Source organism: Luteolibacter sp. (assembly GCF_058122085.1).
On record NZ_JBIKBQ010000013.1, the window covers coordinates 18,112 to 42,576 of the forward strand.

At 61.9% G+C, this 24,465-nt stretch carries 19 protein-coding genes; 3 read left to right on the forward strand and 16 right to left on the reverse strand.

All coding sequences use genetic code 11. The features are described 5' to 3' along the window. Positions 1–42 precede the first annotated feature (42 nt). Both AC4DF4_RS03465 and cfa read left to right on the forward strand, forming a co-directional pair. Complete coding sequence (locus tag AC4DF4_RS03465) at positions 43–3,087, forward strand: PVC-type heme-binding CxxCH protein (RefSeq protein ID WP_490046721.1); 3,045 nt, start codon at positions 43–45, stop codon at positions 3,085–3,087. 127 nt (positions 3,088–3,214) lie between these two features. Then, complete coding sequence (cfa, locus tag AC4DF4_RS03470) at positions 3,215–4,372, forward strand: cyclopropane fatty acyl phospholipid synthase (RefSeq protein ID WP_490046722.1); 1,158 nt, start codon at positions 3,215–3,217, stop codon at positions 4,370–4,372. Positions 4,373–4,376: 4 nt separating this feature from the next. Here cfa and AC4DF4_RS03475 read toward each other — a convergent pair whose 3' ends face one another. The 6 genes from AC4DF4_RS03475 to galE all read right to left on the reverse strand — a co-directional run bounded on the left by AC4DF4_RS03475 (position 4,377) and on the right by galE (position 11,777). After that, positions 4,377–5,840 carry a glycoside hydrolase family 130 protein gene (locus AC4DF4_RS03475; RefSeq protein ID WP_490046723.1) on the reverse strand — a complete coding sequence of 488 codons (1,464 nt, stop codon included), beginning with the start codon at positions 5,838–5,840 and terminating at the stop codon, positions 4,377–4,379. Further along, on the reverse strand, positions 5,837–8,101 hold the full coding sequence (locus tag AC4DF4_RS03480) for a glycosyltransferase family 4 protein (protein WP_490046724.1): 2,265 nt from the start codon (positions 8,099–8,101) through the stop codon (positions 5,837–5,839). Before AC4DF4_RS03480 ends, AC4DF4_RS03475 begins: the two co-directional genes overlap by 4 nt. 185 nt (positions 8,102–8,286) lie before the next feature. Next, a complete protein-coding gene (locus tag AC4DF4_RS03485; RefSeq protein WP_490046725.1) occupies positions 8,287–9,219 on the reverse strand; it encodes a PulJ/GspJ family protein in 933 nt (310 codons plus the stop codon). Positions 9,220–9,240: 21 nt separating this feature from the next. Beyond that, the gene (locus AC4DF4_RS03490) at positions 9,241–9,963 is read right to left on the reverse strand and encodes a type II secretion system protein (protein ID WP_490046726.1); all 723 of its coding nucleotides are present in this window, start codon (positions 9,961–9,963) and stop codon (positions 9,241–9,243) included. Between the two features lie 3 nt (positions 9,964–9,966). Further along, complete coding sequence (locus AC4DF4_RS03495) at positions 9,967–10,677, reverse strand: pilus assembly FimT family protein (RefSeq protein ID WP_490046727.1); 711 nt, start codon at positions 10,675–10,677, stop codon at positions 9,967–9,969. 80 nt (positions 10,678–10,757) lie between these two features. Next, complete coding sequence (gene galE, locus AC4DF4_RS03500) at positions 10,758–11,777, reverse strand: UDP-glucose 4-epimerase GalE (protein ID WP_490046728.1); 1,020 nt, start codon at positions 11,775–11,777, stop codon at positions 10,758–10,760. 142 nt (positions 11,778–11,919) lie between these two features. On the opposite strand from galE, the gene AC4DF4_RS03505 reads away from it, so the two are divergent. Continuing rightward, the gene (locus tag AC4DF4_RS03505; protein WP_490046729.1) at positions 11,920–12,849 is read left to right on the forward strand and encodes a hypothetical protein; all 930 of its coding nucleotides are present in this window, start codon (positions 11,920–11,922) and stop codon (positions 12,847–12,849) included. Between the two features lie 6 nt (positions 12,850–12,855). Here AC4DF4_RS03505 and AC4DF4_RS03510 read toward each other — a convergent pair whose 3' ends face one another. The 10 genes from AC4DF4_RS03510 to AC4DF4_RS03555 form a co-directional block, all read right to left on the reverse strand. Further along, positions 12,856–13,617 carry a rhomboid family intramembrane serine protease gene (locus tag AC4DF4_RS03510; RefSeq protein WP_490046730.1) on the reverse strand — a complete coding sequence of 254 codons (762 nt, stop codon included), beginning with the start codon at positions 13,615–13,617 and terminating at the stop codon, positions 12,856–12,858. A gap of 23 nt (positions 13,618–13,640) precedes the next feature. Continuing rightward, positions 13,641–14,210: an NADH-quinone oxidoreductase subunit C gene (locus tag AC4DF4_RS03515; RefSeq protein WP_490046731.1), complete on the reverse strand. Its 570-nt coding sequence runs from the start codon at positions 14,208–14,210 to the stop codon at positions 13,641–13,643. Positions 14,211–14,233: 23 nt separating this feature from the next. Continuing rightward, positions 14,234–14,770: an NADH-quinone oxidoreductase subunit NuoB gene (nuoB, locus tag AC4DF4_RS03520; protein ID WP_490046740.1), complete on the reverse strand. Its 537-nt coding sequence runs from the start codon at positions 14,768–14,770 to the stop codon at positions 14,234–14,236. Positions 14,771–14,856: 86 nt separating this feature from the next. After that, positions 14,857–16,251, reverse strand: a complete 1,395-nt coding sequence (locus AC4DF4_RS03525) for a hypothetical protein (protein WP_490046732.1) — start codon at positions 16,249–16,251, stop codon at positions 14,857–14,859. Then, complete coding sequence (locus AC4DF4_RS03530; protein ID WP_490046733.1) at positions 16,248–17,603, reverse strand: hypothetical protein; 1,356 nt, start codon at positions 17,601–17,603, stop codon at positions 16,248–16,250. Before AC4DF4_RS03530 ends, AC4DF4_RS03525 begins: the two co-directional genes overlap by 4 nt. Next, positions 17,581–19,101 carry a hypothetical protein gene (locus tag AC4DF4_RS03535; RefSeq protein WP_490046734.1) on the reverse strand — a complete coding sequence of 507 codons (1,521 nt, stop codon included), beginning with the start codon at positions 19,099–19,101 and terminating at the stop codon, positions 17,581–17,583. Before AC4DF4_RS03535 ends, AC4DF4_RS03530 begins: the two co-directional genes overlap by 23 nt. Beyond that, positions 19,098–20,075 carry a prenyltransferase/squalene oxidase repeat-containing protein gene (locus AC4DF4_RS03540; RefSeq protein ID WP_490046735.1) on the reverse strand — a complete coding sequence of 326 codons (978 nt, stop codon included), beginning with the start codon at positions 20,073–20,075 and terminating at the stop codon, positions 19,098–19,100. The genes AC4DF4_RS03535 and AC4DF4_RS03540 overlap by 4 nt, the downstream gene beginning before the upstream one ends. 32 nt (positions 20,076–20,107) lie before the next feature. Continuing rightward, positions 20,108–20,716, reverse strand: a complete 609-nt coding sequence (locus AC4DF4_RS03545; RefSeq protein ID WP_490046736.1) for a hypothetical protein — start codon at positions 20,714–20,716, stop codon at positions 20,108–20,110. Further along, positions 20,713–23,232, reverse strand: coding sequence for a GtrA domain-containing protein (locus tag AC4DF4_RS03550; protein ID WP_490046737.1), 2,520 nt, complete (start codon positions 23,230–23,232; stop codon positions 20,713–20,715). Before AC4DF4_RS03550 ends, AC4DF4_RS03545 begins: the two co-directional genes overlap by 4 nt. 242 nt (positions 23,233–23,474) lie before the next feature. Continuing rightward, positions 23,475–24,407, reverse strand: coding sequence for a 2-dehydropantoate 2-reductase (locus AC4DF4_RS03555; protein ID WP_490046738.1), 933 nt, complete (start codon positions 24,405–24,407; stop codon positions 23,475–23,477). Positions 24,408–24,465: the final 58 nt, after the last annotated feature.

The window sequence follows — 24,465 nt, forward strand, 5'->3', positions numbered from 1 at the left end:
CGCGCCCAAGCCGTCGCTCCGCCGGCCACCGGGGAAAACCTCGTGTTCATCGGCAACGGACTTGCGGAACGCGACCTGTATTACAGCCGTCTGGAGACGGAGTTCTATCTCCGCTATCCCGACAAACAACTCGTGATCCGCAACATGGGACGTCCCGGCGACACGCCGGGCTTCCGTCCCCACCCGGCCCGCAAATCGCAGTGGGCTTTCCCCGGTGCGGAGAAATTCCGCCCGGAAAACTCCCCGCACAGCGGCAAGGGGTTTTTCTCAACACCCGACCAGTGGCTCACCCACCTGAAGGCCGACACCATCGTCGCCTTTTTCGGTTATAACGAATCCTTCGACGGACCCAAGGGCGTGGCAAACTACGAGGCGGAACTCGACGCCTTCGTCGTCCACACCTTGAGCAAAGCCTACAACGGCACCGCCGCACCGCGACTGGTGCTCGTCTCCCCCATCGCCTACGAAGACCTGTCAAAAAGCCGCGACCTACCCGATGGCAGCAAGGAAAACGCCAACCTCAAGCTCTACACCTCCGCCATGGAACGCGTGGCAAAGAAGCACTCGCTGACATTCATCGACCTCTTCACCCCCACCCGGGAACTCTTCACCAAGGCCGACGGCCCCTTCACCACCAGTGGATTCATCCCCAACGAAGCCTGCTATCAGCAGCTCGCCGGCCTGCTCGCCAACGGGGTTTACGGCCAACAGGCACCTCAATCCAAAGCCGATCCGGCCAATGTCCTCGCCGCGGTCAAACAGAAAAACTGGTTCTGGCAGCATGACTATCACATCACCAACGGCGTCCACAGCCACGGCGGGCGCTACAATCCCTTCGGCCCGCAGAACTACCCGGACGAGGTCCAGAAGACACGCGAGATGACGGTCCTGCGCGACAAGCTCATCCACGCCGTTGCCTCCGGCAAAACCACCAACCTCAGCGTCGACGATTCAAAAACCCATCCCTTGCCACCCGTCGCCAGCAACTACGCTCCCAGCAAGAAAAACGGCGGAGAGACCTACCTTTACGGCGATGAGGCGGAAAAAACACTGACCGTGCCGGAAGGTTACAAAGTGAAACTGTTTGCCTCGGAAAAGGAATTCCCCAACCTCGCCAACCCGATGCAGCTTTCCTTCGACGACCGCGGCCGCCTGTGGGTCGCCACCATGCCCACCTACCCGGCCTACCGCCCCGGCGACCCGCTTCCTAACGATAAAATCCTCGTTTACGAGGACACAGACAACGACGGCCGCGCCGACAAGGAGACCGTTTTCGCCGACAAACTCCACCTGCCGATCGGTTTCGAATTCGCCCCGGAGGGCGTCCATGTCTCCCAGGCGCCCAACCTCGTCCTGCTCCGCGACACCGACGGCGACGACCGCGCCGATGTCCGGGAAATCATGTTAGGCGGCTTCGACACCCACGACACCCACCACGCCATCAGCGCCTTCTGCGCCGATCCGTCCGGCGCGTTCCTGATGGGGGAAGGCGTCTTCCTCCACTCGAACGTGGAAACCGCCTACGGCCCGGTCCGCGGCATCAACGGCGGGTTTTTCCGCTACAACCCGCAGCGCAGCCAGCTCGAGCGCACCGCCCAGCTGAGCATCCCGAATCCCTGGGGCATCGCCTTCGACGACTGGGGCCAGGACTTTTTCATCCACACCTCCGGCCCCGACATCAACTGGATGCTCCCCGGCTCCGTCAAACCGACCTACGGCAGCCAATGCCCGTCCTCGCCCGATCTCGCCCCCAAGGGCAACGCCGTGCGCCCCACCTCCGGCCTCGAGTTCATCTCCTCCCGCCACTTCCCGGACGAGGTCCAGGGCGACATGCTGCTCTGCAACAACATCGGATTCCTCGGAATCAAACAACACTCCATCGTCGATGACGGCACCGGTTATAAAACCGAATTCCGCCAGGACCTGCTGAAATCCGCCGACGGAAATTTCCGCCCCGTGGACCTTGAGTTCGCGCCCGACGGCTCGCTCTACGTGATCGACTGGCACAACACCCTCATCGGCCACATGCAACACAACGCGCGCGATCCGCTGCGAGACCACGTCCACGGCCGGGTCTATCGGATTACCTATCCGTCGCGCCCGCTCGTTACGCCGGCGCAGGTCGAGAAGGCACCGGTCACTAATTTATTAGAAAACCTCAAGCTGCCCGAATACCGCACGCGCTACCGCAGCCGCCGGGAACTCCGCGCCCACCCGGCCGCGGAAGTCCTGCCCGCGCTCAAGAGCTGGGTCGCCAAGCTCGACCCCAAAGACCCGCGGCTCGAGCACCACCAACTCGAAGCGCTCTGGACCACCTGGGGCCTCAACAAGGTCGATAGGCCGCTGCTCCGCCAGCTTCTCGAAGCCAAGGATTTCCGCGTCCGCGCCGCCGCCGTGCGGGTCCTCCGCTATAACACCCACGCCGTCGCCGAACACGCCGCGCTGCTCGACAAAGCCGCCGCAGACCCCCACGGCCGCGTGCGCCTCGAAGCCATCATCGCCGGGTCATGGCTGGACAACGCGGCCGGCAAGAAAGTCGTGTCTCTCGCCTCCAGCCAACCCCTCGACGTCTGGAATCAAAACGCCGCCACCACCGCCAAGACCCGCCTCGAAGGCATTCAGGAAATCGCCGAGGACAAACATCCCCTGCCCCCCGTTCCCGCCCACCTCACCGGAACCGAGAAGGAGCAATTCATCGTCGGCCATGAAATCTATTTCCGCGACGCCCACTGCGCCACCTGCCACATGCCGGACGGCAAGGGCCTCGATCCCGCCTTTCCTCCTCTTGCTGCCAGCTCTTGGGTCAGCGGCGATCCCGAGCGCCTCATCAAGCTCACCCTGCACGGCCTGATGGGTCCCTTCGACCTGAACGGCAAGAAATACAACGGCTTGGTGCCCATGACACCGTTCGGCGGCATGCTCAAAGACGATGAAATCGCCGCCGTGCTCACCTACGTCCGGAATAATTTCGGCAACAAGGCGCCCGCCGTCCAGGCGGCGGAAGTCACCCGAGTCCGCGCCGCCACCAAGGCGCGCCAGAGCTTTTACATCGCCGAAGATCTGCTCAAGGAACACCCGCTTGAATAGTCCGGCGCCTCGGGCCCGGATGGAAGCCCCGGTGACATTCCAATGATTTCTTGAAAAAATCGGCGATCCATGCGATTTTTCACGGCTAGTGATTTCCCCCCTTCCACCCTGCCTAGCGTGGAGAACCATGAGCCACACCGTCACATTACTCGATCCATTGTCGATTGCGGGCGCATCCACACTCCGCGGAAAGGCCGGAAGATTGTTAGCCAAGGCCGACATCCGACTCAACGGACCGCGGTCATGGGACATCCAACTTCATTCACCGGACGTGCTGGAGCGGGTCGTCTCGCGCGGCAGCCTCGGCTTGGGTGAATCCTACATGGACGGCGACTGGGATGCGGACCAGCTCGACGATTTCTTCGCCCACATCCTGCGGGCGAAGCTGGATCGGGAGGTGAAACCGCTGAGCCTGCTTCTTCCCGTGCTGCGCGAGCGCGTCTTCAACCGCCAGAACCCCAGGCGCGCCTGGCAGGTGGGCGAGCGACACTACGATCTTGGCAATGATTTCTATCAATCCATGCTCGGCCCGAGCATGGCTTACACCTGCGGCTACTGGAAAAGCGCGGACACGCTGGACCAGGCGCAGGAGGCCAAGCTGGAGTTGATCTGCCAGAAGCTGCGTCTCCAGCCCGGCATGCGGGTGCTCGACATCGGCTGCGGCTGGGGCGGATTCATGGCTTACGCGGCCGAAAACCATGGCGTGGAATGCGTCGGCGTCACCGTTTCAAAAGAGCAAGCCGCGTTCGCCCGGCAACGCCACCCCGATCCGCGGCTTGAGTTCCGCTTGCAGGACTACCGCGAGATCGACGGAAAATTCGACGCGATCGCCAGCATCGGCATGTTCGAACATGTCGGGAAGAAGAATTACCGGACCTTCATGCGGGTGGTCCGGAGCTGTCTGGCGGATGACGGCGTTTTTCTCCTTCAGACGATCGGCAAGAACGAACGTGGCGGCATCACCGACCCATGGATCGAAAAGTATATTTTCCCCAATGGCGAGATCCCCGCCATCAGTCACATCAGCGACGCCATGGACGGGCTGCTGGTCACCGAGGATCTTCACAACTTCGGGGCGGACTACGACAAAACCCTCATGGCGTGGCACGCGAATTTCGAGGCCGCCTGGTCGCGCTTCGCGGATGCGCTGGGCGAGCGCTTCCACCGGCGGTGGCGCTATTACCTGCTCTCCTGCGCCGGAGCCTTCCGCGCGCGCGACCTGCAGCTCTGGCAGTGGACGCTCTCGAAACAAGGCATCCAGGGCGGCTGTCCGCGGATCGGATAGAATCCTATTTCCCCGCCGTCAAGGCCGCGAGGATTTCATTCAGGGAAACGCTCACGATGGCCGTGGCGATGTCGCTCATGGCGTATGGCAGGATGATTTTCCCGTCGTGCAGCAGCGAGCCGCAGCTATAGACCACGTTGGGCACGTAGCCTTCGCGCTCGTTGCCCTCCGCCGAGAGAAGAGGTTCGCGAAGCCGCCCTATCAGCTTCGTGGGATCGTGGAGGTCGAGCAGGGCCGCGCCGATGCAATACTTGCGCATCGGCCCGACGCCGTGGGTGATGACCAGCCAACCGGCCTCGGTTTCGATGGGCGAGCCGCAGTTGCCGACTTTCACGGACTCCCAGACTTCTGCGGGGCGCATCAGGATCTGGGCGTCATTCCAAAAGTGCGGGTTATCGGAAAACATGATGAAGAGGTTCTCGTCGTCCTGCCGCGACAGCATCGCGTAGCGGCCGTCGATGCGCCTGGGGAAGAGCGCCATGCCCTTGTTCTGCACCGCGCCGCCGTTGAGGGTGAGCACGCGGAAGTGCAGGAAATCCTGCGTCTCGATGAACTGCGGAAGGATGGCCCGGCCGTTATACGCGGTATAGGTAGCGTAATACATGATAGAGCCGTCGTCCTCGGTGAAGCGCACGAAGCGCGCGTCCTCGATGCCGTTGCTTTCGTTGGAGGAGATCGGGAAAATGATCCGCTCGCTCATTCCGAGCTTGGGGGAAAAGCGGATTTCATAATTCGAGTCGGCCAGCCACTGGATGCATTCGAGCGTGCGCTGGAGGTCCACCGTGCACGGCTGGTTCTCATGGCGGACGGTGCCCACGCTCTTGTTCAGGTCGCTGCGGGTGAACTCGTTCGCCAGCGGAGCCATCACCGCGTTGGCATAGTCGTTATAGAATCCCATTTCGTGAAACTTGTGGATGAAACTTTTTTTTCGATAGCTGGGATTGGGAACGATTTCCGGCAGCGTCACGAAGCGGGACACCGGATCAAGGCTGATGTGGCCGTCCCGCGAGATCAGCCCGGAGCGGAATTCGATGGATGAGATGTGCCCCTCGCCCGTGGCGCGCAGGCTCATGACGAAGCGCAGCGCCCCGTCCTGCAGGTCGCTTTGGTCCGGATGCGGCACGATGGAGGGGTTGAACAAGGCCGCGGATTCCAGCGAGTATTCCCCGGAGAAGAACGCGCCTATCAAAAGCTTCCGCGCGCGGGAAAGTTCGCGCTGGGTGAAGATGCGGGACTCCACCTTCAAGTAGTGCTGCCATAGCAGCGTCTCGATGTCATAATGCCGCGAGTCGAACTCGTGGTGCACGTCCTGCAGCTTCCGCGCGACCTCCTCCTCGGTCAAAGCCAGCGCGCGGCCGAGAATGGCGGTGACCCGCTGCGACTCCGACGGGATGAACGGACGGATCAACACCCGGGTGCTTTCCGGGAGCATCATGATGTCATGGCGGCACAAGCGGATGGAGTTCATATGGCAAAGCTGGTGGGTGGTGAGGGAATCGGTTCGGCGTGCTTCATCTCAGCAAGTGATAGATGAAAGGCGAGGGATGACTCCGCGCCTTGGTTGGCGTTGACCCGGTCGTGATGCAGGCCGTCGCCGCAACCGCCGGTGGTGTAGTCGTAAAGCGGCAGCCCCAGATCGTTGCGGCCGAGAAACCATTCGAAGGCGCGCTTCGCCTCGACCGACCAAAACGGATCCCGCGTGACGCGGAACGCCTCCAGGCACGCGGCCACCATGGCGTGGGATTCAACGGGTTGCTGGTCGAAGTCGGCGCGGGCGCCGTCCTTTTCATGAAACCCGTTACTGCCGATCGGGCGGAAATGACCGGCCTGCGTCTTTTGCATCGAAACGAGCCAGCGCAGCGACTTGAGCCCAATTTCCAAGGCCTCGCCCTCCGTCGCCTTGCCGCTGAGGATCAGTGCTTGGGAAAGGCGCGCGTTGTCGTAAGTCGCGCGGGTCTCGAACCACGGCCAGTCCTCGGTGGCGCAGTTCTGCCAGAGTGTCACCAGCTTGCCGGTCAACATGTCGCAGGCGTCGCCGGCCTTGGCATCGTCGGCATTGCTTCCTAATAGCTCATGAACCCCCAACAGCGTGAAGGCCCACGCCCGCGGCGAGTTGAATGATTCCACCGCCGGCAGACCGCGATCAAACAGCTGCACGCACAAACGCCGGTGGCCCTCGTTGCGCGAGCGGCCCGCACCGACGCCCAGCGCCCACAGCGCGCGACCGTGGCTGTCCTCGCTGCCCGCGCCTTCGAGCCATTGCCGCCCGTGGCTCATGAAATTGCGGAAGCGGCCGGTCTCGTGGTTCAGCGCCGCCGCGAGGAAGGCGAGGTAGCTTGTCGCCAGATGATCGAGACGACCGGGTTCTTCCAACAGATTGCAAAGAATGAACGCCCGCGCGTTGTCATCGGTGCAGTAGCCTTCGTGGAAGTTTGGGACGGTGAAGGTGGCGTGCTGGAAAATGCCGGTGCCGTCGCTCATCCGCATGATGTGGTCGAGCCGCAGCGGCGGCAGGTCATACGACCGGCGGCCGAGTTTCCAGCCACCGACCGTGGTGCGCGGCGCGGTTTTGTGGGCCGCCCGCGCCTGCCGGAAGGACTCCAGATAGCGCCGCGCCACCGCCGGCCAAATCGTCTCCCGGCCGAACTGATAGGCCTCGCGCCGGGTCCGAGCCAGCCGTTCCGGATCATCGAGAAATGCGCACACCCCCTCGGCAACGGCCTGCGGATCACGGAACGGCACTAGAATCCCCCGTCCATCCGCGAGCAATTCCCGGGCGTGCCAATACGGCGTGGAAACCACCGCGTTTCCCGCCCCGAACACGTAGGCCAGCGTGCCGGAAGTGATCTGCGCCTCGTTGAGATACGGCGTCAGATAGATGTCCGCCGCGCCGATGAACTCGGCGAGCTCGTCGTCCGACACGAAGCGGTTGTAAAACACCACGTGCTCCCTGACCCCGAGGTTTTCCGCCAGCCGCTCCAGACTCAGCCGGTAGCTCTCCCCTTCCCGCGCCACCAGGTGCGGATGGGTGGCGCCAAGCACCAGATAGACCGTGTCCGGATGCCGCCGCACGATTTCCGGCAGCGCGCCGATGGCGTGCTCGATTCCCTTGCCCGGCCCCAACAAGCCGAAGGTCAGCAGCACCCTGCAGCCCTCCACCCCAAAGCGGGCCTTGTAGATATCCGGGTCCGCGAAGGGAATCTCGGGAATCCCGTGCGGGATGACATCCACCTTCCCGGTCGGCACGCCGTAGGATTCCTGTAAAATTTCCGCGCCCTTGCGGGCCATGACCACCAACCGCTCGCTGCGCCGCACCAGCTCCTCCATCACCTGGCGCTGGGCGGGATCGGGCTGCTGCAAGACCGTGTGCAGGGTCGTGACCACCGGCATCCGCACTTCCTTGAGCATGGCCAGCACATGGCTGCCCGCCGGCCCGCCGAAGATGCCGAACTCGTGCTGCACGCAGAGCACCTCGGTGTTGTTGAAGTTCAGGAAATCCGCCGCGCGGCGGTAGGAATCCAGATCGGTCTCCAAAATCTCAAAGCGCACCCGCGGCGGGTATTTGTAGCCTTCCGGCCGGTCATTCAGGGCACCGGCGAAGCACTGGGCCAGCGGAGCCGCCTCCGCCACCGCCTCGCAAAGATCATGCGTGAACGTGGCGATCCCGCAGCGCCGGGGTTCAAAACCTCCCACAAAGGCGATCCGCCCCGGCGGCGCGATCTCATCCACGAGAATTTCTCCACCTGAATTCACCCTTGGATCCTAAACAGAATCCATCACCGAGCGCAATGGGAGTTTTGGGTGGCCAAAGTAGTCCGGTAATTCAGTCCGGTCTTCCTCTTCATCACCCGCGCGATGCTCTTTGAAGAGCGGACTGAAGTCCTGGACTACTTTCGCGCGAGGCGAAACCCGCCTTACATGCTCGGAAGCTGGACCAGCTTGGTGTACTGGTAGGAATTCTTCGCGAGGAACTCCGCCTGCTGGGAGCCGCTGAATGTACGTCTCTTGAGCTGATCGACTCCAAAATCGGAGATCACGGTGGCGGAAACCTCCATCGCGGTGATCCGCCCGCCCTTCAGTTCATCGTTAGTCACCGTGCCGCCCGCGTATCCGCTCTCGATACCCGTGCCTTTGATTTTGAATGAATTGGTCGTCTGGTTCGCATTGGTTTTCCCTAGCTTCACCGGCACGTTGACAATGGTAGTCACCGGAGAAGCGCCCGTTGAGGCCTGGCTGACCTGCACATGAAACGTGATCGTGAACTGGTAAATATTTTCACAGACGAAGTTTGTGGGATCATCAAGTTTGACGGTGCACTTAGGCAACTCGGCCGTCAAATCCGTCTTTCCAAGCAGCTTGTTGAAGGTCTCGTCAGGATTCACGAGCAAACGATTCAATACGAAAGTCTCAAATCCCGCCCCCGCCGAACCGATCGGATCCTTGTATTCGAGTCCATAGGCGACGCACGACACATCCCCACCAAGGTCCGCGGCTTTGCCAATTTCGCCGTTATAGCGGTCCGTGGCGGCGGTGAAAAAAATCAATTTGGAGGCGTTGGTGCTTTCCAATTTGTCACCAATTTTTTGCGACTCGGTAATCGCCGAGAGCCATTCATTCGTATTGCCACGGCGTGTCACAAGCGCTTCGAAATCGCGCGCCATCGTATCGATCATCCCTTTCGCCTGGCGGGAAGCACGGAGCTCCGAGCGACTGCGGTTCCAAGTGTCGAGCGCGATCGAGGTGATCGAAACCAAGACCGTCACGATAATCGTCGTGATGGTCATCGCCACCATCAGTTCCATCAGTGTGAAGCCACGTTTGATGGAGAAAGTCCTTTGGGTGTTCATGATTGGGTTTAAGTTGGAAGGTTAACGGCGCACTGCAAGATTGCGGGTAAAGACGGGGTTTTTGACGGAGCTGAACTTGGTGGTGAATGCGGACCCGGCAATGTAGGACGCCGTTTTCGCGGGCAGCATGTGGAATTCAGCAGAGAAGGCGATGACCGCCTCCGGGTAAACATCCGCCGAAGCCGCCGGGGTCCCGCTCTTTGGATCTTTGATGGTGGGTGTCGTGTTTGCAATCAACTGACCTCCGCTGAAAATCAGCTGCGTGCATTTCACCAGATAGACCGCACCTTCGACCGCTTTCAAATCCTCGGCCAGATTGGCGGTATCGCTCCGGCGACGGACCATGGGAATCACCACATAGTCCCTCCCCGGCAGCTTGTCCTTCAGTGATGGCTCCGGTTCCGGAGTATTGTCGGCCCGAAGGCTCCCCGAAGTTTTGCCCCGGTATTGATAAACGAGCAACGCGTCCGTTGCCTTGCCCTTATTTTCGATCCACTCGAACGATTTATTAAATCCGGTTTTGTGATTCGTGATCTCCGTCTCACCACGCAGCGTCACCAGTTCCTGTTCCAGCGCGGACGCCATGCGGTCGGCTTGCTGGACATTGATGGATTTGCGGATGCCGTCGGCGGCCGGAGCGAACACCACCATGAAGCCGGTGAGCAGCACGGCGAGGACGCCGATGGCGATGACAGTCTCAAGAAGGGTAAAGCCGCGCTGGCGGCAAGTGGCAGAGGGTTTCATGATTTAAAATTGGGCGCCTGTGTTAAGGGACTGAATGCCGCTCGCGATCTGGGTGGGGCTGCGGAAAACCGAAGTCCGGCCGTTGCGCCAAACCACAAAACCTCCGAAATCACGCTTGCCAGCGGAAGTAACCTTGGGCTTGTCCGTCGCAGCAGCATTGACTTTCCGCGCTCCCGCACCGATGACAAAACCGGCGCCAGGGGTTGTGCAAATCCCCTCGGCATTGAATTCGTAATAGTAATAGGAACCCTGATAGGCGGCTTTGGCCGTCGTTGGCAGACTGAAAGACTCGATCGTGCCACTCCCGTCTTTCTGGACTTTCTTGCTATAGTCCTGACTGAAAAAAGTTTGGTCCGGAAGCACTACGCCGCGACTCGAGAGAATCCAATTATCGGTATCGGGCGTGCCGTCCTCCTTGAGAGCTTCGGAAGCGACCACAATGCGGCGAAGGTTGTCAGCCTTGTTATTGTCCAGATCCTTGGCGATCAAAACCCGTGCCCTCGTGCGCTGCCCGACGGCAATCGACCGGGCCTCGTCAAACAACGACTCGGCCGAAGCCACCCCGCTGGTCACGCCCTTGCCACCCATGCCGCCGAGGCCGATGGCTCCGGCGGTCATCAAAATGGACATGATGGCGATCACGACGAGCATTTCTATTAAAGTGAAGGCTTGGCCGCGCCGCCGGGGATGAATTTTCAAATCAGCTGAGTGCATGGGTTTGGATTCGGGTTGGGGAAAAGTGGCTGCCTTTGTCGGGTGTCGCAAGTGGAAATGTCAATACATCGCGGATACCTTTATTTTTGGTTCGCCGGGTATCTGCCGCCCTGCGGGCCGGAGGTCCAGAGCCAGGCGGGGCCGACCATGTCGCGGATATCCTTGCGGCTGGCGACCCAGCCAAGCAGCTCTTTAGCCAGCGCCGGATCGGCAACCAGCGAGGCGGGGTCGCCCTCGCGCCGGGGTCCGTATTTGACCGGGACGGTCTTGCCAGTGATTTCCTCGACGGCGGAAATGATCTCCTTCACCGAGACACCGACTCCGGTGCCCAGATTGCAGCGGACCGATGCGCCACCGGCGGCCAAATGGTCGAGCGCGCGGGCATGGGCGTCGGCCAGATCCTCAACGTGGATGTAGTCGCGGATGCAGGTGCCGTCCGGCGTGTCGTAGTCGGTGCCGAAGACTTCGAGGTGGTCGATCTCGCCGGTCACCGCCATCATCACGCGGGGAATCAGGTGGGTTTCCGGGTTATGGTCTTCGCCGATTCTTCCGTCGGGCGAGCAGCCGCTGGCGTTGAAATAGCGCAGGCAGGCGCTGCGCAGGCCCCACGCGGTGCCGCAATCGGCGAGGATGTGCTCCACCATCAGCTTGCTCATGCCGTAGGGATTGATCGGCTTTTGCGAATTGGTCTCGGTGATCGGCAACTTGTCGGGCACGCCGTAAGTGGCGCAGGTGGAAGAGAAAACGAAGACCTTGCAGCCGACCTCCTGCATCACTTGCAGCAGCTTGATCGGCTCGGCGGTGTTGTTTTGGTAATATTTCAGCGGATTGGTCACCGACTCGCCGACGTAGGCGTAGGCGGCGAAGTGGATCACGGCGCCGAATTGGTGCTTGGCGAAAAGCGAGCGCACCAATTCCTGGTCGCCGACCTCGCCGACCACCAGTTCCACTTCCGGATCGATGATCGCTTGGTCGTGGCCGAAAACGAGATTGTCGAGCACCACGATTTTCCGGCCTTGGCCCGCCAGCAGGCGGACGGCGTGGGAGCCAATGTATCCAGCTCCCCCGGTGACAAGAATCGGTGCGTTTGAAGGTTCCATGAAATCTGTGCAGGCCAAGAAACCGAAGAAACCCCGGTCCTGTCAACCCACGGGAGGCCGAGGCTGAAAATTCCCGTGAAATCCGTTCGAATAGAACGCCGGGCTGTGCTGTCGTAGGCGCATGAAGACAAACCTTCGTCGATTGGCCGGTGCCGCAGTGGGAGCTGTGGTCGCCTTGGGTTTCACCTCCTGCGCTTACGATCCCTATTACTCATCGACCTCCGTCGGCGGATCCTACAATTCCGGCTACGGCCAGGGCTACGGCTACGGCGGCAGCTCGTTTTCCACCTCCGTCCTTATCGGCACGGGCGACTCGCGCTGGGGCTACGACCCGACTTGTTACAGTTATTACGACTACCGCCGCCGGGCCTACTACGACCCGTATCTTTATGGCTACTACCCGGTCGGCTATCGTCCGCCGGTCGTTTACGGGGTGCCGCATCCTTACGGCTGGCGTCCGGGAAGCGGATATTGCCGCCCGCCGAGCCGCGTCTCGAACGTGACGGTGGTCAACTACCGCAACCGCGAGTCTGCTTACCGTAATTCCGACTATCAATGGGCGCGACAAGTCCGCCAACAGCCGTCCTACGGTGGCAGCTATCAACAGCAGCGCCCGGCGCAAGGCGGATATGACAGGCAGGATTACAACACCCGCTCACACAGCGGGACCCGTCGTCCTTACGGCACGTCTTCCTACGACCGCAGCCGCGAGTCGGGCTATCAAAACGATCAAGCCCCGCGCACCCGCCAAGAAAACAGCGCCCGCCTTCCCTCGGGCTACAACACGCCGGTGACAGAAACAGCGCCAGCACCGAGACAAGAGGCACGCCGCGCGCCGCAGGATCACCGCTATAACAACCACACCCGCTCACAGCCGGAGCCCGCCGCCCAGCGAGAAATCCGCCCCTTGGCGCAACCCGACGACCAGCGGAGCAACCCGCGCCCGAGCCGGTCGTTCTCGCGGGGAGTAAACCGCGAGCAAGCGCAGCCTAGCAACAGTCCTCAAAACCGGTCGTTCTCGCGGGGAAACCGGAAGGAAAAGCCTGAAGCGACCGCCCCGGCACCGCTCTGATCCGAATCACATCCGCCGCGACTCCCTCGCCTCTCGCCGCTCTCTGTCGCGGCGGAGGCGTCCCAGTGTGATGCGGGGACGCAGCAACCAGCGGCCGAAAATCCATCCCGCCAGTCCGCCGCCGAAGTGACAGGCGTGGCCGATTTGAAACCAAGCCCCCAACCCGTGCCTAACGAAAATTTCTCCCAGCTTTGAAAATCCGGGAAGCCCCAAACCGGGATCGATCAACGCTAGCATCAACTCCGCCGACAGGATTCCGAGTCCGAGACTTTTTCCTGAGACCGGAAGCGGCATCATCCGCGACTGCGGGGACAGCGTGGTCAGCAGCAGCAACAAGCCCAGACAACCACCTGATAGACCAACCAGCAAAGGAGCACCGCTTCCGCCCGGCGCTAAAACCAGATGACCGATCCCGCCGCCGATGACGCCGAAAATCACGGCTTTCGACATGGCAGCGCGCGCCGCCACGTGCTCGATCCTCGATCCAACCAGCAGCACGAACAGCGCGTTCACCCCGGCATGCCACCCACTGCCGTGCAAAAAACCGTAGCTGAAGATCTGCCAGATCTTGCCTGAGAAAACGCCCTCGCGACTCAAGCCAAGCGTTTCAAACCAACCCCACGCCGGCTGCCGCTCCGGTCCGCCCACCGCCATCACCAGCGCTTGGATTCCCAAAATCACCGCCACCCACGCCCAGCAAACCGGCGAGCTCCCGATCTGGCGCAGATTCCGCCCGACATTGGAAAACGGCGTGCCCGTCGAAGTCATGCCGGCGTGCGGTTAGGAAAAAATCACTCGACCACGTGGGCCCGCGGCTCGCGGCGGGCGACGTCCTCGCCGCCGGCGCTCGTCACGAACGGCCCGCCTTCCAGCGGAGCAACTCCCGTAAAGGCCACATCCGGCATGTCCGTCGGCCGGCCGGCCAGCGGGAAATCCTTCCGCAGCGGGAAAAACGGATAGCCCTCCCACATCAGGATGCGCTTGAGATTCGGGTGGCCGGAAAACGGAATTCCCATCATGTCCCAGACCTCCCGCTCGTGCCAATCCGCGCCTAACCAAAGATCCGTCGCCGACGGCACCTTCTCGTCCTCGCCGACCTTCGCCTTGATCCGCAGATGCTTGGAGTCATCCAGCGTGGCGATTTCATAAACCATCTCGAAGCGCGGGTCCTCACCGAAATAATCGACGCTGGAAATATCCAGAATCATCTCGTAGCCGAGATCGTTCCGGCATTTCGCGAGCACGTCGTGCAAGGAGCCGAGCTCCACGCGCACGGTTTGTTCACCGCGGAATTCCAGGGTTTCAACGACTTTTCCGCCGAACGCATCGCGGAGCTGGGTGACATCGGCTGCTGCTGACATTTCGTAAATTCGGTGTGAAAAACTCAGGCGATCCCGTCGAACAACGCCTTCTTTTGATCCATCGTGGAATGTTCGCCCTCGATCTTCGTTTGCAGCTTCATCAGCCCTTCGATCAACGCCTCGGGCCGCGGCGGGCAGCCGGAAATATAGACATCCACCGGGATTAACTTGTCGATGCCCTGCAGCACCGCGTAGCTGCGATACATCCCGCCGGAAGAGGCGCAGGCCCCCATCGCGATGCACCATTTCGGCTCCGGCATCTGGTCCCAGACCCGCTTCACCGCCAACGCCATCTTGTAAGTCACCGTCCCGGAAACGATCAAAACGTCCGCCTGGCGGGGCGAAAACCGCATCACTTCCATGCCGAAGCGGGAAATGTCGAAGCGGCTCGACGCCGTCGCCATCAACTCGATCGCGCAGCAGGCGAGGCCCATCGGCATCGGCCACAGCGAGTTCTTCCGCATCCAGTTGATGGCGGCGTCCACGCGGGTGATGATCACGTTGCCCTCGATTTTCGAATCGTAGGCCGTGTGGACGGTGTTGGGAGAAGGGCTGACCATGGTGCGTTGCTGACTTGGCCGGACCTTGCCCGCGCCGCGGCATCCCCTCAAGTCGATTGTGAAAATTTTCACAATCCCCCCGGAATTCACCAACCGTTCGCCATCCGGAGGTCTTCGAACCTAGGATCGTAAATGTTGAACTCTATACGACTGAAGGCCGCGGTCTTGAAAACCGCGGTGCCGAAAGCCTGACTATAGCCGGTCAGAGTCCCCTCGCCCACGCCTTCGAGCCGGAAGACGATCCACGAGCCGTCGGAAAACCATGCCCTGACATCGCCGTTCTCGCGTTTGGAGGTTTCCAAATCCGCCGGTTTCAGGGCGACCGAGCGGAGCGCCTCGACCGGCAACCTCACGTCGCGGAACGGAGTCTTCAAGGTGATCATGCCATCGCTGATGGACACGACCTCGCCGTCGATGCTGTCACCGTTGCGCAACTCCACCCGCCGCTTGTTCGTCTTTTCCTCGGGCACGGACTCCGGCTCGTCCTCCTCTTCCATCAGACCCTGGATTCCGAACTGGCGAAATCCGCCCATGGCCTGGAGATTGGGAAGCTTGTCCACCTCGCCATCCCACGCGCTGATCTCGATGCCGGAAATTTGCACCGGCGACTCGTTCTGCGTGATGAAATGAATCCCCCGCCCCACCTCGTTGCGGACCACGTCGGGATCCGTCCAGACATCGATGATTTCACCGTCCAGAAACAGGCAGATCTTACCCGATTTCAAACTGGCCCGCACCTCGATGTGCGCCTTTTCGTTTTCCTGAAGCGTCACGGCGCTCGCCGTGTGACCGAGAAACTTCTGCGTCTTGCAGCTCCGCAGATACACCGAGCGCGACTGGATCGCCAGTTCGTAGCCGCTCGCGGGATGGTCGGTCGCCAAATCATCCGAGAAGAATACCAGCTTCAGCGCGAACGAGCCACGCCACGCGGCATCGAAAGCAATCGCGCACTCGTCGGGCAAATCCACGTTCCGCGCGATGCTTCCGGCAGCCACCGAGCGGAAGCGGGAGTTCTGGAAAGTCCATGCCGGCTTGTCTCCGGATTGCTTCCAACCGTCGAGTCCGGTGGGTCCCCGATAGATGAAATCCGGCCGCTCGGAAATCTTGATGTCGGCGATGTTGAGACGGTTGAATTTCATGCGGCCCGCAAACCAGGTGTCCAGCTCGACGGCCTCGTCGCTCACCGATGCGAGCTGCCCGCGAATCACCTCGCCGCGGGTCAGGGTGATAGACGCCTCGTGCCTCGCCACCGACTCGGGCGATACTCCTGCCAGCGTGAGATCAAGGACGTCCTTGAGAAAGAACGGGGTTGGCTTTTCCAGGATCGGGGATTTCCAAACCAAGCGCTCCGTCGTGAGCGACTCCATGCTGCCGGTCAGCTGGTCGTTATTGGAAAACCGCACGGTCGATTTCACCTCGTCCGCGGTCGAAGCGAGCGTGAAAGCGGCGGCGAAAATCACGAGTGGCGGGACGAGCTTCATTCCTTTGATTTCACTTCGGGTTTGGAATCCAGTCGCTCCAGGCCGGAGACTCCCGCGCGGCGGATTTGCAACGGGCCGAGCAGCGGATGCCGCGCGGAGACGTCGTCCGCCGAGAACGCGCAGGAAGACACGCGGAGGGAGCCTTCCCCACGGAGGCGCAGGACGAACTGATGAACCGGCGCGGGAGCGTCGGTTTGCGCCGGCTTGGCGAAAAACACCGTGGATACATCGGCTGCCGCGAGCTCCAGCGGCTCTTCCTGGAAATCGCTCTTGAAGGAGAAAACCGCTCCTTCCGGCCCCTTGCGAATGCCGACCAAACGTCCGCCCCAGCGGTCCTCGTCGCGGCTGATCAGACTGTCGGTCTTGGCGTCGCCGCGCTCTTCGGTGCGATGGCGCGTTCCCACGTTGTCGAGTTCGAGAATCTCGATACCGCGGATTTCCTGAACGGGTCCTGCCGGCGAGTTACTGACCAAGACCACGCCGTTTCCTTGCGGCGGGTCCCCGACCGGATCGACCCCGGCACCCTCGGGCTCGCCATTGAGAAGCAGGTGGAGCCGCGAGCTTTTGCGGTCCACCCGGATTTCCACCGCAAGCTCATTGGAGGGAAATTGATCCGGGCTGCGCGGCAGCTGGATCACCGTCTGATAGCGCTTGCCCTTGCTCGATTCGCGTTTGATCTCCAGCCCCGCGCTGCCGTATTGCATGAAATAGCGGTCCACCAGCTCCTCCTTGGGCGTCAGCGGATCGGCGAAGCAAATTTTGAACATCGGGTTCGCCTGCCACTTCAGGGTGAACTTGAGGACGAACTGCGGCGGAGCGTCGAAATCCCTGGCAGCTTGGGACGGACCGTTGGCGGTGAGCGCGTTGTTCGCAAACTGCCAGTTTTTCGCCCGCTCCGCGTACAAGCCCCACTCCTCGGAATTCGTCGGGCCGCGGTAAACGACTTTCTGTTTGCGCACGCCGAGCTGCATCGATTTCAAAGCCGTCCGGGGAATGCTCAGGCGCCCCGCGTCCGCCGTGACCACGTGGAGGTTCTTGTCATCCAGACTCTCGACGGCGGCCGGAAGCAGGTCACCATTGGCCAGCTCGATCAAGGTGCCCGCCGGGACCGCCGCCGATTCCGGAACGCTGAATTCGACCTTCTCGACCGCGCCGGCCTTCAGCAGCAACGGCTCCGGGGAAAGCTCCGTTGCCAGCTCGACCACGCCCGCCTCGTTGATCGCGCGGACCGTGCCGGTGAGGCGCGCGTCATCCGCCAGGAGCAGATTGTCCGCGCGCAGCAGGCCGAGGCTGCCGCCAGCGAGGAAAAGACCCAGCCAGGCTTTTATGTTAGAATTCCGCGTCCCAGTCATCGATCACGTTGTTGGAAGGTTTGAAATCCAGCATGACCGCGGATTCCAAGTTGAAGTTCATTTCGCCGCAGACCGGATTGAGGATCCGGATCGAGGACGCGCTTCCCGCGAGCGGGCGGCCTGACACCTGGCCGATCGGGCTGAGCCGGACCGTCAGCGAATCCGCCGCCGGATCGGTCTCCTTCGCCAGACGGCCGCGGGCGAATCGGATCTCGGCAATGTCGTCGATTTCAAACAGGAATTGGCCGTATTTCCCCTGAAGGCGGATCTTCCCGTCCTTGAGGGATTCCACTTTTCCGGAGAAGCGGTCGGTGCCGTTGGCGAGCAGAACGATGTCCTGCTCGTCCGTTTGAAGGCTGCGCGCCGAGTCCGGCATCCCGTTCCATTCCGCGACCATGACGTCGGAAATTTTCACCGGCGCGTCCTCGTTCTGCACCACGAAGCCGAAGCCTCCGCCCTTCCCCGCATAGCGGGCCTGGTCCTCGGGAGTCGTCCCGCCCTCGCTCCAATTGACGACGAACTCGTCATTGATGAAAAGCGAGATCTGCCCGGTCAGGCGGTTGCTGCGGATTTCCACCTGCGCCTTGCCGGTGTCCCCCAACCGGATCGAGTTGCCGTTGATCTGCACCCGCTCGACGACGGGCTCGCCTTTCTCGTCCACGGTGGTCCGGAAGAGCATCAGGTGGGTGGAGAAAATCTGCAGGACATAGCTGTTACCAAACAGCAGCGGGAAAACCGTCGAGTCGCCGGAGGACAATCTGCGGACGCGGGCCTGCGGGATTGCCTGCTCCTTGTCCGCCGGATCCTGCGGTTTGGCTTTCGCGAAATCGGCGTGAAACCCGATCGCCATCGCCAGCCGGTTTTTCCACGCCAGGTCGAAGCGCAGGATCGAGCGGTCCGGCATCGCGCTTTCACGCAGCAGCGCGGTGCCGGAAAGCTTGCCCGGCCAATACCAGGCGGACCCGGAAAAAGCCCAGCGTCCCGGCTCGTCCTTGTCCTTCTCCTTGGCGTCCTCCGCGCCGGAGTCCGGCGGCATGCCGTCCGGCAACGAGGCGTTCGCCATCTTCCATTCATCTTCGACAAAGGGCCCGTGATAATGAACGCGCCCGCCTAACGGACTCGGCGCGAACATCGCCACCTGCTCGCGCGGAATCCTTACCGACCCGGCATACGGGGTGTCCAAAGTGATTGCCTCGTCGTCCAGTCCGGTGATCGTCCCCGGGACTCGGTCGCCGTTGACCAGCGCGACGTGGGACAGCGATGTCAGCGACTTCAAAGGCCTGCCGCCGCGTAGGACGACGTGGCGGATTCTGTCGGTTTTGAAATCCACGGGCGCGGCGGCGTCGTCGCTCCGCCAGATGGCTTGGGAGCCTTCCTTGAAACCTTGGAACGTGCCGTGGAGCTGGTCACCGTTAGGGAAACGCAACAGGTCGGGTGATTCGGCTGCCGCCAGAACCATCACGCCGTAAACCCAGGAGATCGCGAGTTTGTGGATCATTTTTCGTAGATGGGTAGGAAGCGGTAGTTGAGGGCCAGCGACAAAAGCGCGCCGGCCGTGTTGAACGAGGTGCCTTGGTTTCCGGGGAACGATCCGTCCGGCGACTGGATGGTGGAAAGATAGCGGATGTTGCGGGCGTTCCATTCCCTCCACGTGGCTTCGTCCGCGTGGAACAGGGCCTGGGACATGTAATACTCGAAGTAGAACGGATAGTAGCGGTCCCGGAAATCGATGTTCTTTTTCAGGTAGGCGAGGCTCGCCTGATAGCCCTTTGAATCGCGCTCCTTGGCCAGGGAAAGGCAGAGCGAGCCGATGGCCGTGAGCGTGGGCTTGCCGCCCGAGGCCGAGGTGTAGCCGTAGTCGCCGTCCCGGCCGCGGCAGGTGGAGAGATAGGCGAGGCCCTTCTTGATCGCCTCCTCGGGCACCGCGACGCCGGCGTTGCGCGCGGCGAACAGGGTGACCATCTGGCAGCCGGTCACCGTCGTGTCAGCGTCGCGGCTTTCCGGAGTGTAGCGCCACGCCCCGAAGCGGTTTTTCTTCTGCGAACTGACGATCAGCTCGACCGCTTTCTCCAGCGCCGGGGCGATCTTGGGGTTGTCGAGAACCCCGTAGGATTCCGCGAGCGCCTTGGTGGCGAACGCGTGGTTATACATGCTCGAGCCGATGTAGCCGTTCTTCTCGTTCTGTTGGGAAAGGATGTAGTCGATGCCCGCGCGGATGTTCTTGGAATAAAGACCGCTGTTAGAATCTTCGCCGTGGGCGAGGAAGGCCGCCACGCACAAGCCGACGACTCCCGGCTCGGTGCCGACGCTGTCGTTCCAGTTGCCTTTTTCGTTCTGGGATTTGGCCAGGTATTGGAGGCCCCGCTCGTAGATCAACTCGGCCTGCGCCGGAATCGTGTCATCCTGGCGGACCGGCAGGTCCTGCGAGTTTGCGACCATGGAAAACCCGCAGGCCGCGAGCAAAGCCGTCATTCCGACTGACAGGAAATTCATCATGGTGGTTTTCACTTGGTCTTTTGTTCCACTCCGCGGTTGTAGGCATCGAGTGCTTTGCTGAATTCCTCGGGCAGCACGCGGCCCGCGCCGCCGCTGGCTTTGGGCACCCGGCGGGCCTCGCTTTTGCCGCGGGTCTCGCCGCCGCCGGGTTCGTTGGCGGCATCGGACAAGCCGGTCATGCCTTCGCCGCCCTTGTCGCCGGGTTTGTCCCCCTTGCCTTTGCCCTTGCCTTCGCCGTCGGGATTTTTGCCCATCATGCGCTCCATCATGTCCATCATGGCGCTGCCGGACTGGCCGCTGCCCTGCTGCTTTTGCTTCTCCTTGGCCGCCTCGTGGATTTTCTCGATGATCTCGGTTTGCGCGGCGAGCGTGGTGCCGCCGGTGTCGGCTTCCGCGAGCTGGTCGGTGGCTTCGTCCATGATCTTTTCCACTTCGTTGAGCAGTTCGATGACCTTCGGCACGGTTTGCTCGATGGCAAGCTGCTGGACGTCCGCGGAAAGCTCGTCCTGCTTGTCCGCCACCTGGCTGGAGCCTTCGCGATGCTTCGCCTGCGCGTCGGCGAGAGCCGTCAGCGGGGCCAGTAACAGAATGCTGGAAATTTGAATGAGGCGGTTCATGGTTCTGGTGTCGGGTTACCGCGGCGGAGTTGTTCGAGCGCGCGGGTTTGCGCCCGCAGGTCTTGTTCCTGTTGGACCAGTTTCATCACCCGCAGCATGAACTCAAAGTCTTCATCCTCGGGGCTCTGGCCGCTGCCACCGCCGCCGCCCGGGCCGCCCTTTTCTTTCTCACCTTCGAGCTTCTTCGCCCATTCGGTGAGTTTGTCGGCCCATTTTTTCGACTGCTCGGTGGCGATGAACGAGTGGTTGGAACTCAGAACCGACCGGACTTCCTCCAGGCCGCTGTCGATCTGCGACGCCTTCATTTCATCCAGGATCTGCTTGAACGAATCCGTCTTGGTGCGGGCGAAATAGTTGCCGAGGTCTTCCTGCAGCCAACGCACGTCCGAGGCGGTTTTCCCTTGCTGGCTGATCGACTCGTTAAGGCGGCGCAGGTCGGAAGGATCGAGTTTCGAGGCCTTGATGCCGAGAATCCGCTCGTAGGCGTCGATGAGCGAACTGGCGATTCCGTTTTGCTCGCCCGCCGCTTTTTTCAAGCGGTTGACGAAGGTGCCCGCTTCAAACTGGCGGTTCGCTTCGTTCGCCTTGGCGATGGCTTCCTGCATTTTCTCGACGGCCTTTTGCTGTTCCTCCGCGGCTTGCGCCACGTCTTTTTGCGCCTTCTCCGGCGTGTTCGACTGTTCCTGCGAGTCGCCGAGTTTCTCCTTCACCTTCGGCAGATCCTGTTGGGAAAGCTCCTGCATCGACTTCAGGGACTCCGCCATTTTCTTGAGCGTCTGCTTCTGGATGTCGCCGTTGCGGGCGGCGTCCTTCATCAGGCTTTCCATCCGCTCGGTGAGGTCCTTCATGCGCCGCTCGCTCTCGGCTTCCGCTTGTTCCTGGGATTCAAGACGCTTGGTGTTAGTATCCTTCTGGAGCTCCTCGCCGCTCAGGCGTTCGAGCCGCTGGTTTTCATCCAGCAACTCCACCTCGCGCCGGGCGAGGTCCTCGAACTCGGTGATCGTCCGGTCAAACTTGCTCTTCAACATCTGCGCGTGCTCGTCGCGGGTCAGCACGTAGAGAATGACCGGCTCGGAATAGACGCGGCCGCGCCCGGGGAAATGGTCCTCGCTGTATCCGCGGAGGGTGATCTTCTGCGGCGCGATGCCAAAAGCGGCGGGTGAGAACGACGCGGACTTGTTGAGCCGCCGTTCTTCCGGCGTGCCGTCGCCGAGTTTCAGCTCGCCCTTCGCCGGCACCTCGCTGGTCGGCCGGGTGAACTGGCCGGACCACTCGATCCCCGTTTGTTTCACTCCGAAATCATCCTCGGCCAGCACCTCGAAATCCACTGTTTCCTCCGGCAGCATCACCTTCTGGCGGTCGATCCCCTGCAAGTAACAAGTCGGCGCCGCGTCCTTCAGCGCATCGACCCGCAGGCGGTAGCCGGACTCGCCCGCGAGCCCGAGCTTGTCGGTCCAGGCGAATGGAATTTCGAACGGAATCGCGCCGACCTCGATGACCGGCGTGCTGGCGACCGCGCCGGAAATTTCCAACGCCCCGTCGAGCGGAACGTATGCGCCGGCGGGCTCTTCAATGGCCTGCGAACGGGTCGGCCCGAAGGTGGCGGCGGCCAGCGCGCGAGTGGTCGTTAGACGGATCCGGACCTTGCTGCCCTCGACCGCGCTGAGGACGCCGGTGTTGAGGTTGGCCGTTTTTTCAGGAATGCCCAGATAGGCAGGAAAGGTGACGACCGCCGCCGCGTCTTCCATGGCGGGACGCTGCACCGGCTCGACCCGGACCTCGTGGCGGAGATCCCCGACGTGGAAGACGATGCTGCCGGCGTCCTGCTGGCCGGGAAAAATGAAGCGGTAACTGTCCTTTTCCAGCGCGGCATCCACACCGGGCTGCAATCCATAACGGCCGGACGACTTCACCGGGCGCTGCTCGGAATCTTCCGACAAACGCAGCGTGATCTCGAAGGCCTCGCCAAACGCCACCGCACGGTAAACCGGCGGGTTTTCCAGCCGCGTGAACGTGTAGCGCTCGGTTTTGGAAAGCGGCATCAGCCAGCGTTGCAAGGCGTTGAAACCGGCGCGCGGAGTCAAGGTGAAGGCCGCCGCGGAAATCCCCGCGAGGCAGAGTACGACCAAGGCCCAGCGCCGGTGTCTCTGCGGTGGCAGCGCTTCGTCGAGCTTGCGGTTTCCCGCCTCGATGGCCACCGCTTCCATCGCCGCCTCACGCAGCCGGGGCGAAAGCGTGTCCGCGTTTCCCTCCTGATCCTGAAGCTCGATGACGCCTAGCAGGCGATCGCCGAGACCGGGGTAGCGCTTGGCGATCAGGCGCGCCAGCTGGGTTTCCCGCCGCTGCCGCCAGACCCAGCGGTGCAGCCAATACGGCGCGAACACCGTGAACAGCGAGACCCCCGCGACGAGGATCCCGAGCCGCACCCAGCCCGGCGTTTGCCAAATCCGGTCGAGTCCGTAAACCAGCAGGAACGAAACCAACAGCCCGATCAACCCGGCCGCGACCGCTTCCATGGTTTTCACCCGCCACAAATGGCGTCGGAAGTCGTCCAACTGCAGCCGGAGCGATTCGGGGATGGCGGCTTTAGAGCCGGGAGGAGTGGATGAGGAGGCCATATGAGAGACGACCAGCGTGCTGGCCCCGCAACGGATGACGGAAGCTCCCAGATGAATAAGGGAAGTTCCAGCGCATTCTCGCCGAGTTTAGCGGTCGCCACAAGTGGGCTTTGTCTTTTCCTGTCAAGCCCGCTTCCCGGCTATTTCGATCGCAACTCCAGCCGCTCGTGAATCCGCCGCAGGAGCTCCGCCGTGCGCGGCATCTGCACTCCCGCCGCCCACGCCCGCCGCAGCGGCTCCTCCCAGATCGGCGCGACCTCCACTTCCCGACCTTCCACGAAATCGATCATGCTCGACGTGCGGTAGGGCCCCATCGGCCGGGTCCGCTCGATGTTGAAATCGATGAGGTCGTCGCTGAGGTCCAGCCCCTGCGCGCGGGCGGCGGCGATCACCTCGGCCATCGGCGCGCGCAGCTCGTTTTCCTGGTCCCGCGTGGCGAGCAAAACGTCCGTGGTCACCCCGCCCTCCGCCACGGAAAGCCCGTTGAACGGGATGTTCCAGACGAGTTTCTCCCACTGCGACTTTTCCAGATTTTCCACAGCGACCGCCTGGATCTTCGCCGCCTTGAAACGCCGCTCGAGCTCGGCGACGCGGCCGGATGGATCCGGTAGAAATTCACCGATCGTCATCCGCCCGCCCGCCGAGTGACTGACCCGGCCGGGAGAAATCCGGTTGATGCAGACAAAGCACAGTCCGCCCAGCACCCGCTGAGGGCCGACGATTTCCGCCAGCGCCTCGCAATTTCCCAAACCGTTCTGCAACGTCAGCACTTGCGTCCCAGCATGCAGCAGCGGCGGCAAAACCGAGGCGAGCAGATGGTTCGTCGTCGCCTTCCATGCCACGATCACCAGATCCACCTGCCCGATTTCCTCCGGCGTCCGGTAGGCCGTCACCCGCGGCAGTTCGAAATTTCCATGCGCGCTCTCCACCTTCAATCCATCTCGGGAAATCGCCTCGAAATCCGAGCGCATCAGAAACCGCACGTCCTCGCCCGCCCCCGCCAGCCGCCCGCCGTAATAAAGCCCGATCGCTCCCGAGCCCACCACCGCCACGCTTTGAAATGTCCAACTCACGCGCTCACTGCATCAGTTCCCCCACCCGCCCGCAAGCCCCGAGGATTGACAGTCGCCC

Bases quoted from the DNA above. Each gene is read 5' to 3' on its own strand.
- AC4DF4_RS03525 (WP_490046732.1), bottom strand. From the start codon at position 16,251: ATGAAGCTCGTCCCGCCACTCGTGATTTTCGCCGCCGCTTTCACGCTC.
- AC4DF4_RS03495 (WP_490046727.1), bottom strand. From the start codon at position 10,677: ATGCACTCAGCTGATTTGAAAATTCATCCCCGGCGGCGCGGCCAAGCC.
- AC4DF4_RS03530 (WP_490046733.1), bottom strand. From the start codon at position 17,603: ATGACTGGGACGCGGAATTCTAACATAAAAGCCTGGCTGGGTCTTTTC.
- AC4DF4_RS03490 (WP_490046726.1), bottom strand. From the start codon at position 9,963: ATGAAACCCTCTGCCACTTGCCGCCAGCGCGGCTTTACCCTTCTTGAG.
- AC4DF4_RS03550 (WP_490046737.1), bottom strand. From the start codon at position 23,232: ATGGAAGCGGTCGCGGCCGGGTTGATCGGGCTGTTGGTTTCGTTCCTG.
- nuoB (WP_490046740.1), bottom strand. From the start codon at position 14,770: ATGGTCAGCCCTTCTCCCAACACCGTCCACACGGCCTACGATTCGAAA.
- AC4DF4_RS03515 (WP_490046731.1), bottom strand. From the start codon at position 14,210: ATGTCAGCAGCAGCCGATGTCACCCAGCTCCGCGATGCGTTCGGCGGA.
- AC4DF4_RS03510 (WP_490046730.1), bottom strand. From the start codon at position 13,617: ATGACTTCGACGGGCACGCCGTTTTCCAATGTCGGGCGGAATCTGCGC.
- AC4DF4_RS03485 (WP_490046725.1), bottom strand. From the start codon at position 9,219: ATGAACACCCAAAGGACTTTCTCCATCAAACGTGGCTTCACACTGATG.
- AC4DF4_RS03535 (WP_490046734.1), bottom strand. From the start codon at position 19,101: ATGATCCACAAACTCGCGATCTCCTGGGTTTACGGCGTGATGGTTCTG.
- cfa (WP_490046722.1), top strand. From the start codon at position 3,215: ATGAGCCACACCGTCACATTACTCGATCCATTGTCGATTGCGGGCGCA.
- AC4DF4_RS03540 (WP_490046735.1), bottom strand. From the start codon at position 20,075: ATGACGGCTTTGCTCGCGGCCTGCGGGTTTTCCATGGTCGCAAACTCG.
- galE (WP_490046728.1), bottom strand. From the start codon at position 11,777: ATGGAACCTTCAAACGCACCGATTCTTGTCACCGGGGGAGCTGGATAC.
- AC4DF4_RS03475 (WP_490046723.1), bottom strand. From the start codon at position 5,840: ATGAACTCCATCCGCTTGTGCCGCCATGACATCATGATGCTCCCGGAA.
- AC4DF4_RS03545 (WP_490046736.1), bottom strand. From the start codon at position 20,716: ATGAACCGCCTCATTCAAATTTCCAGCATTCTGTTACTGGCCCCGCTG.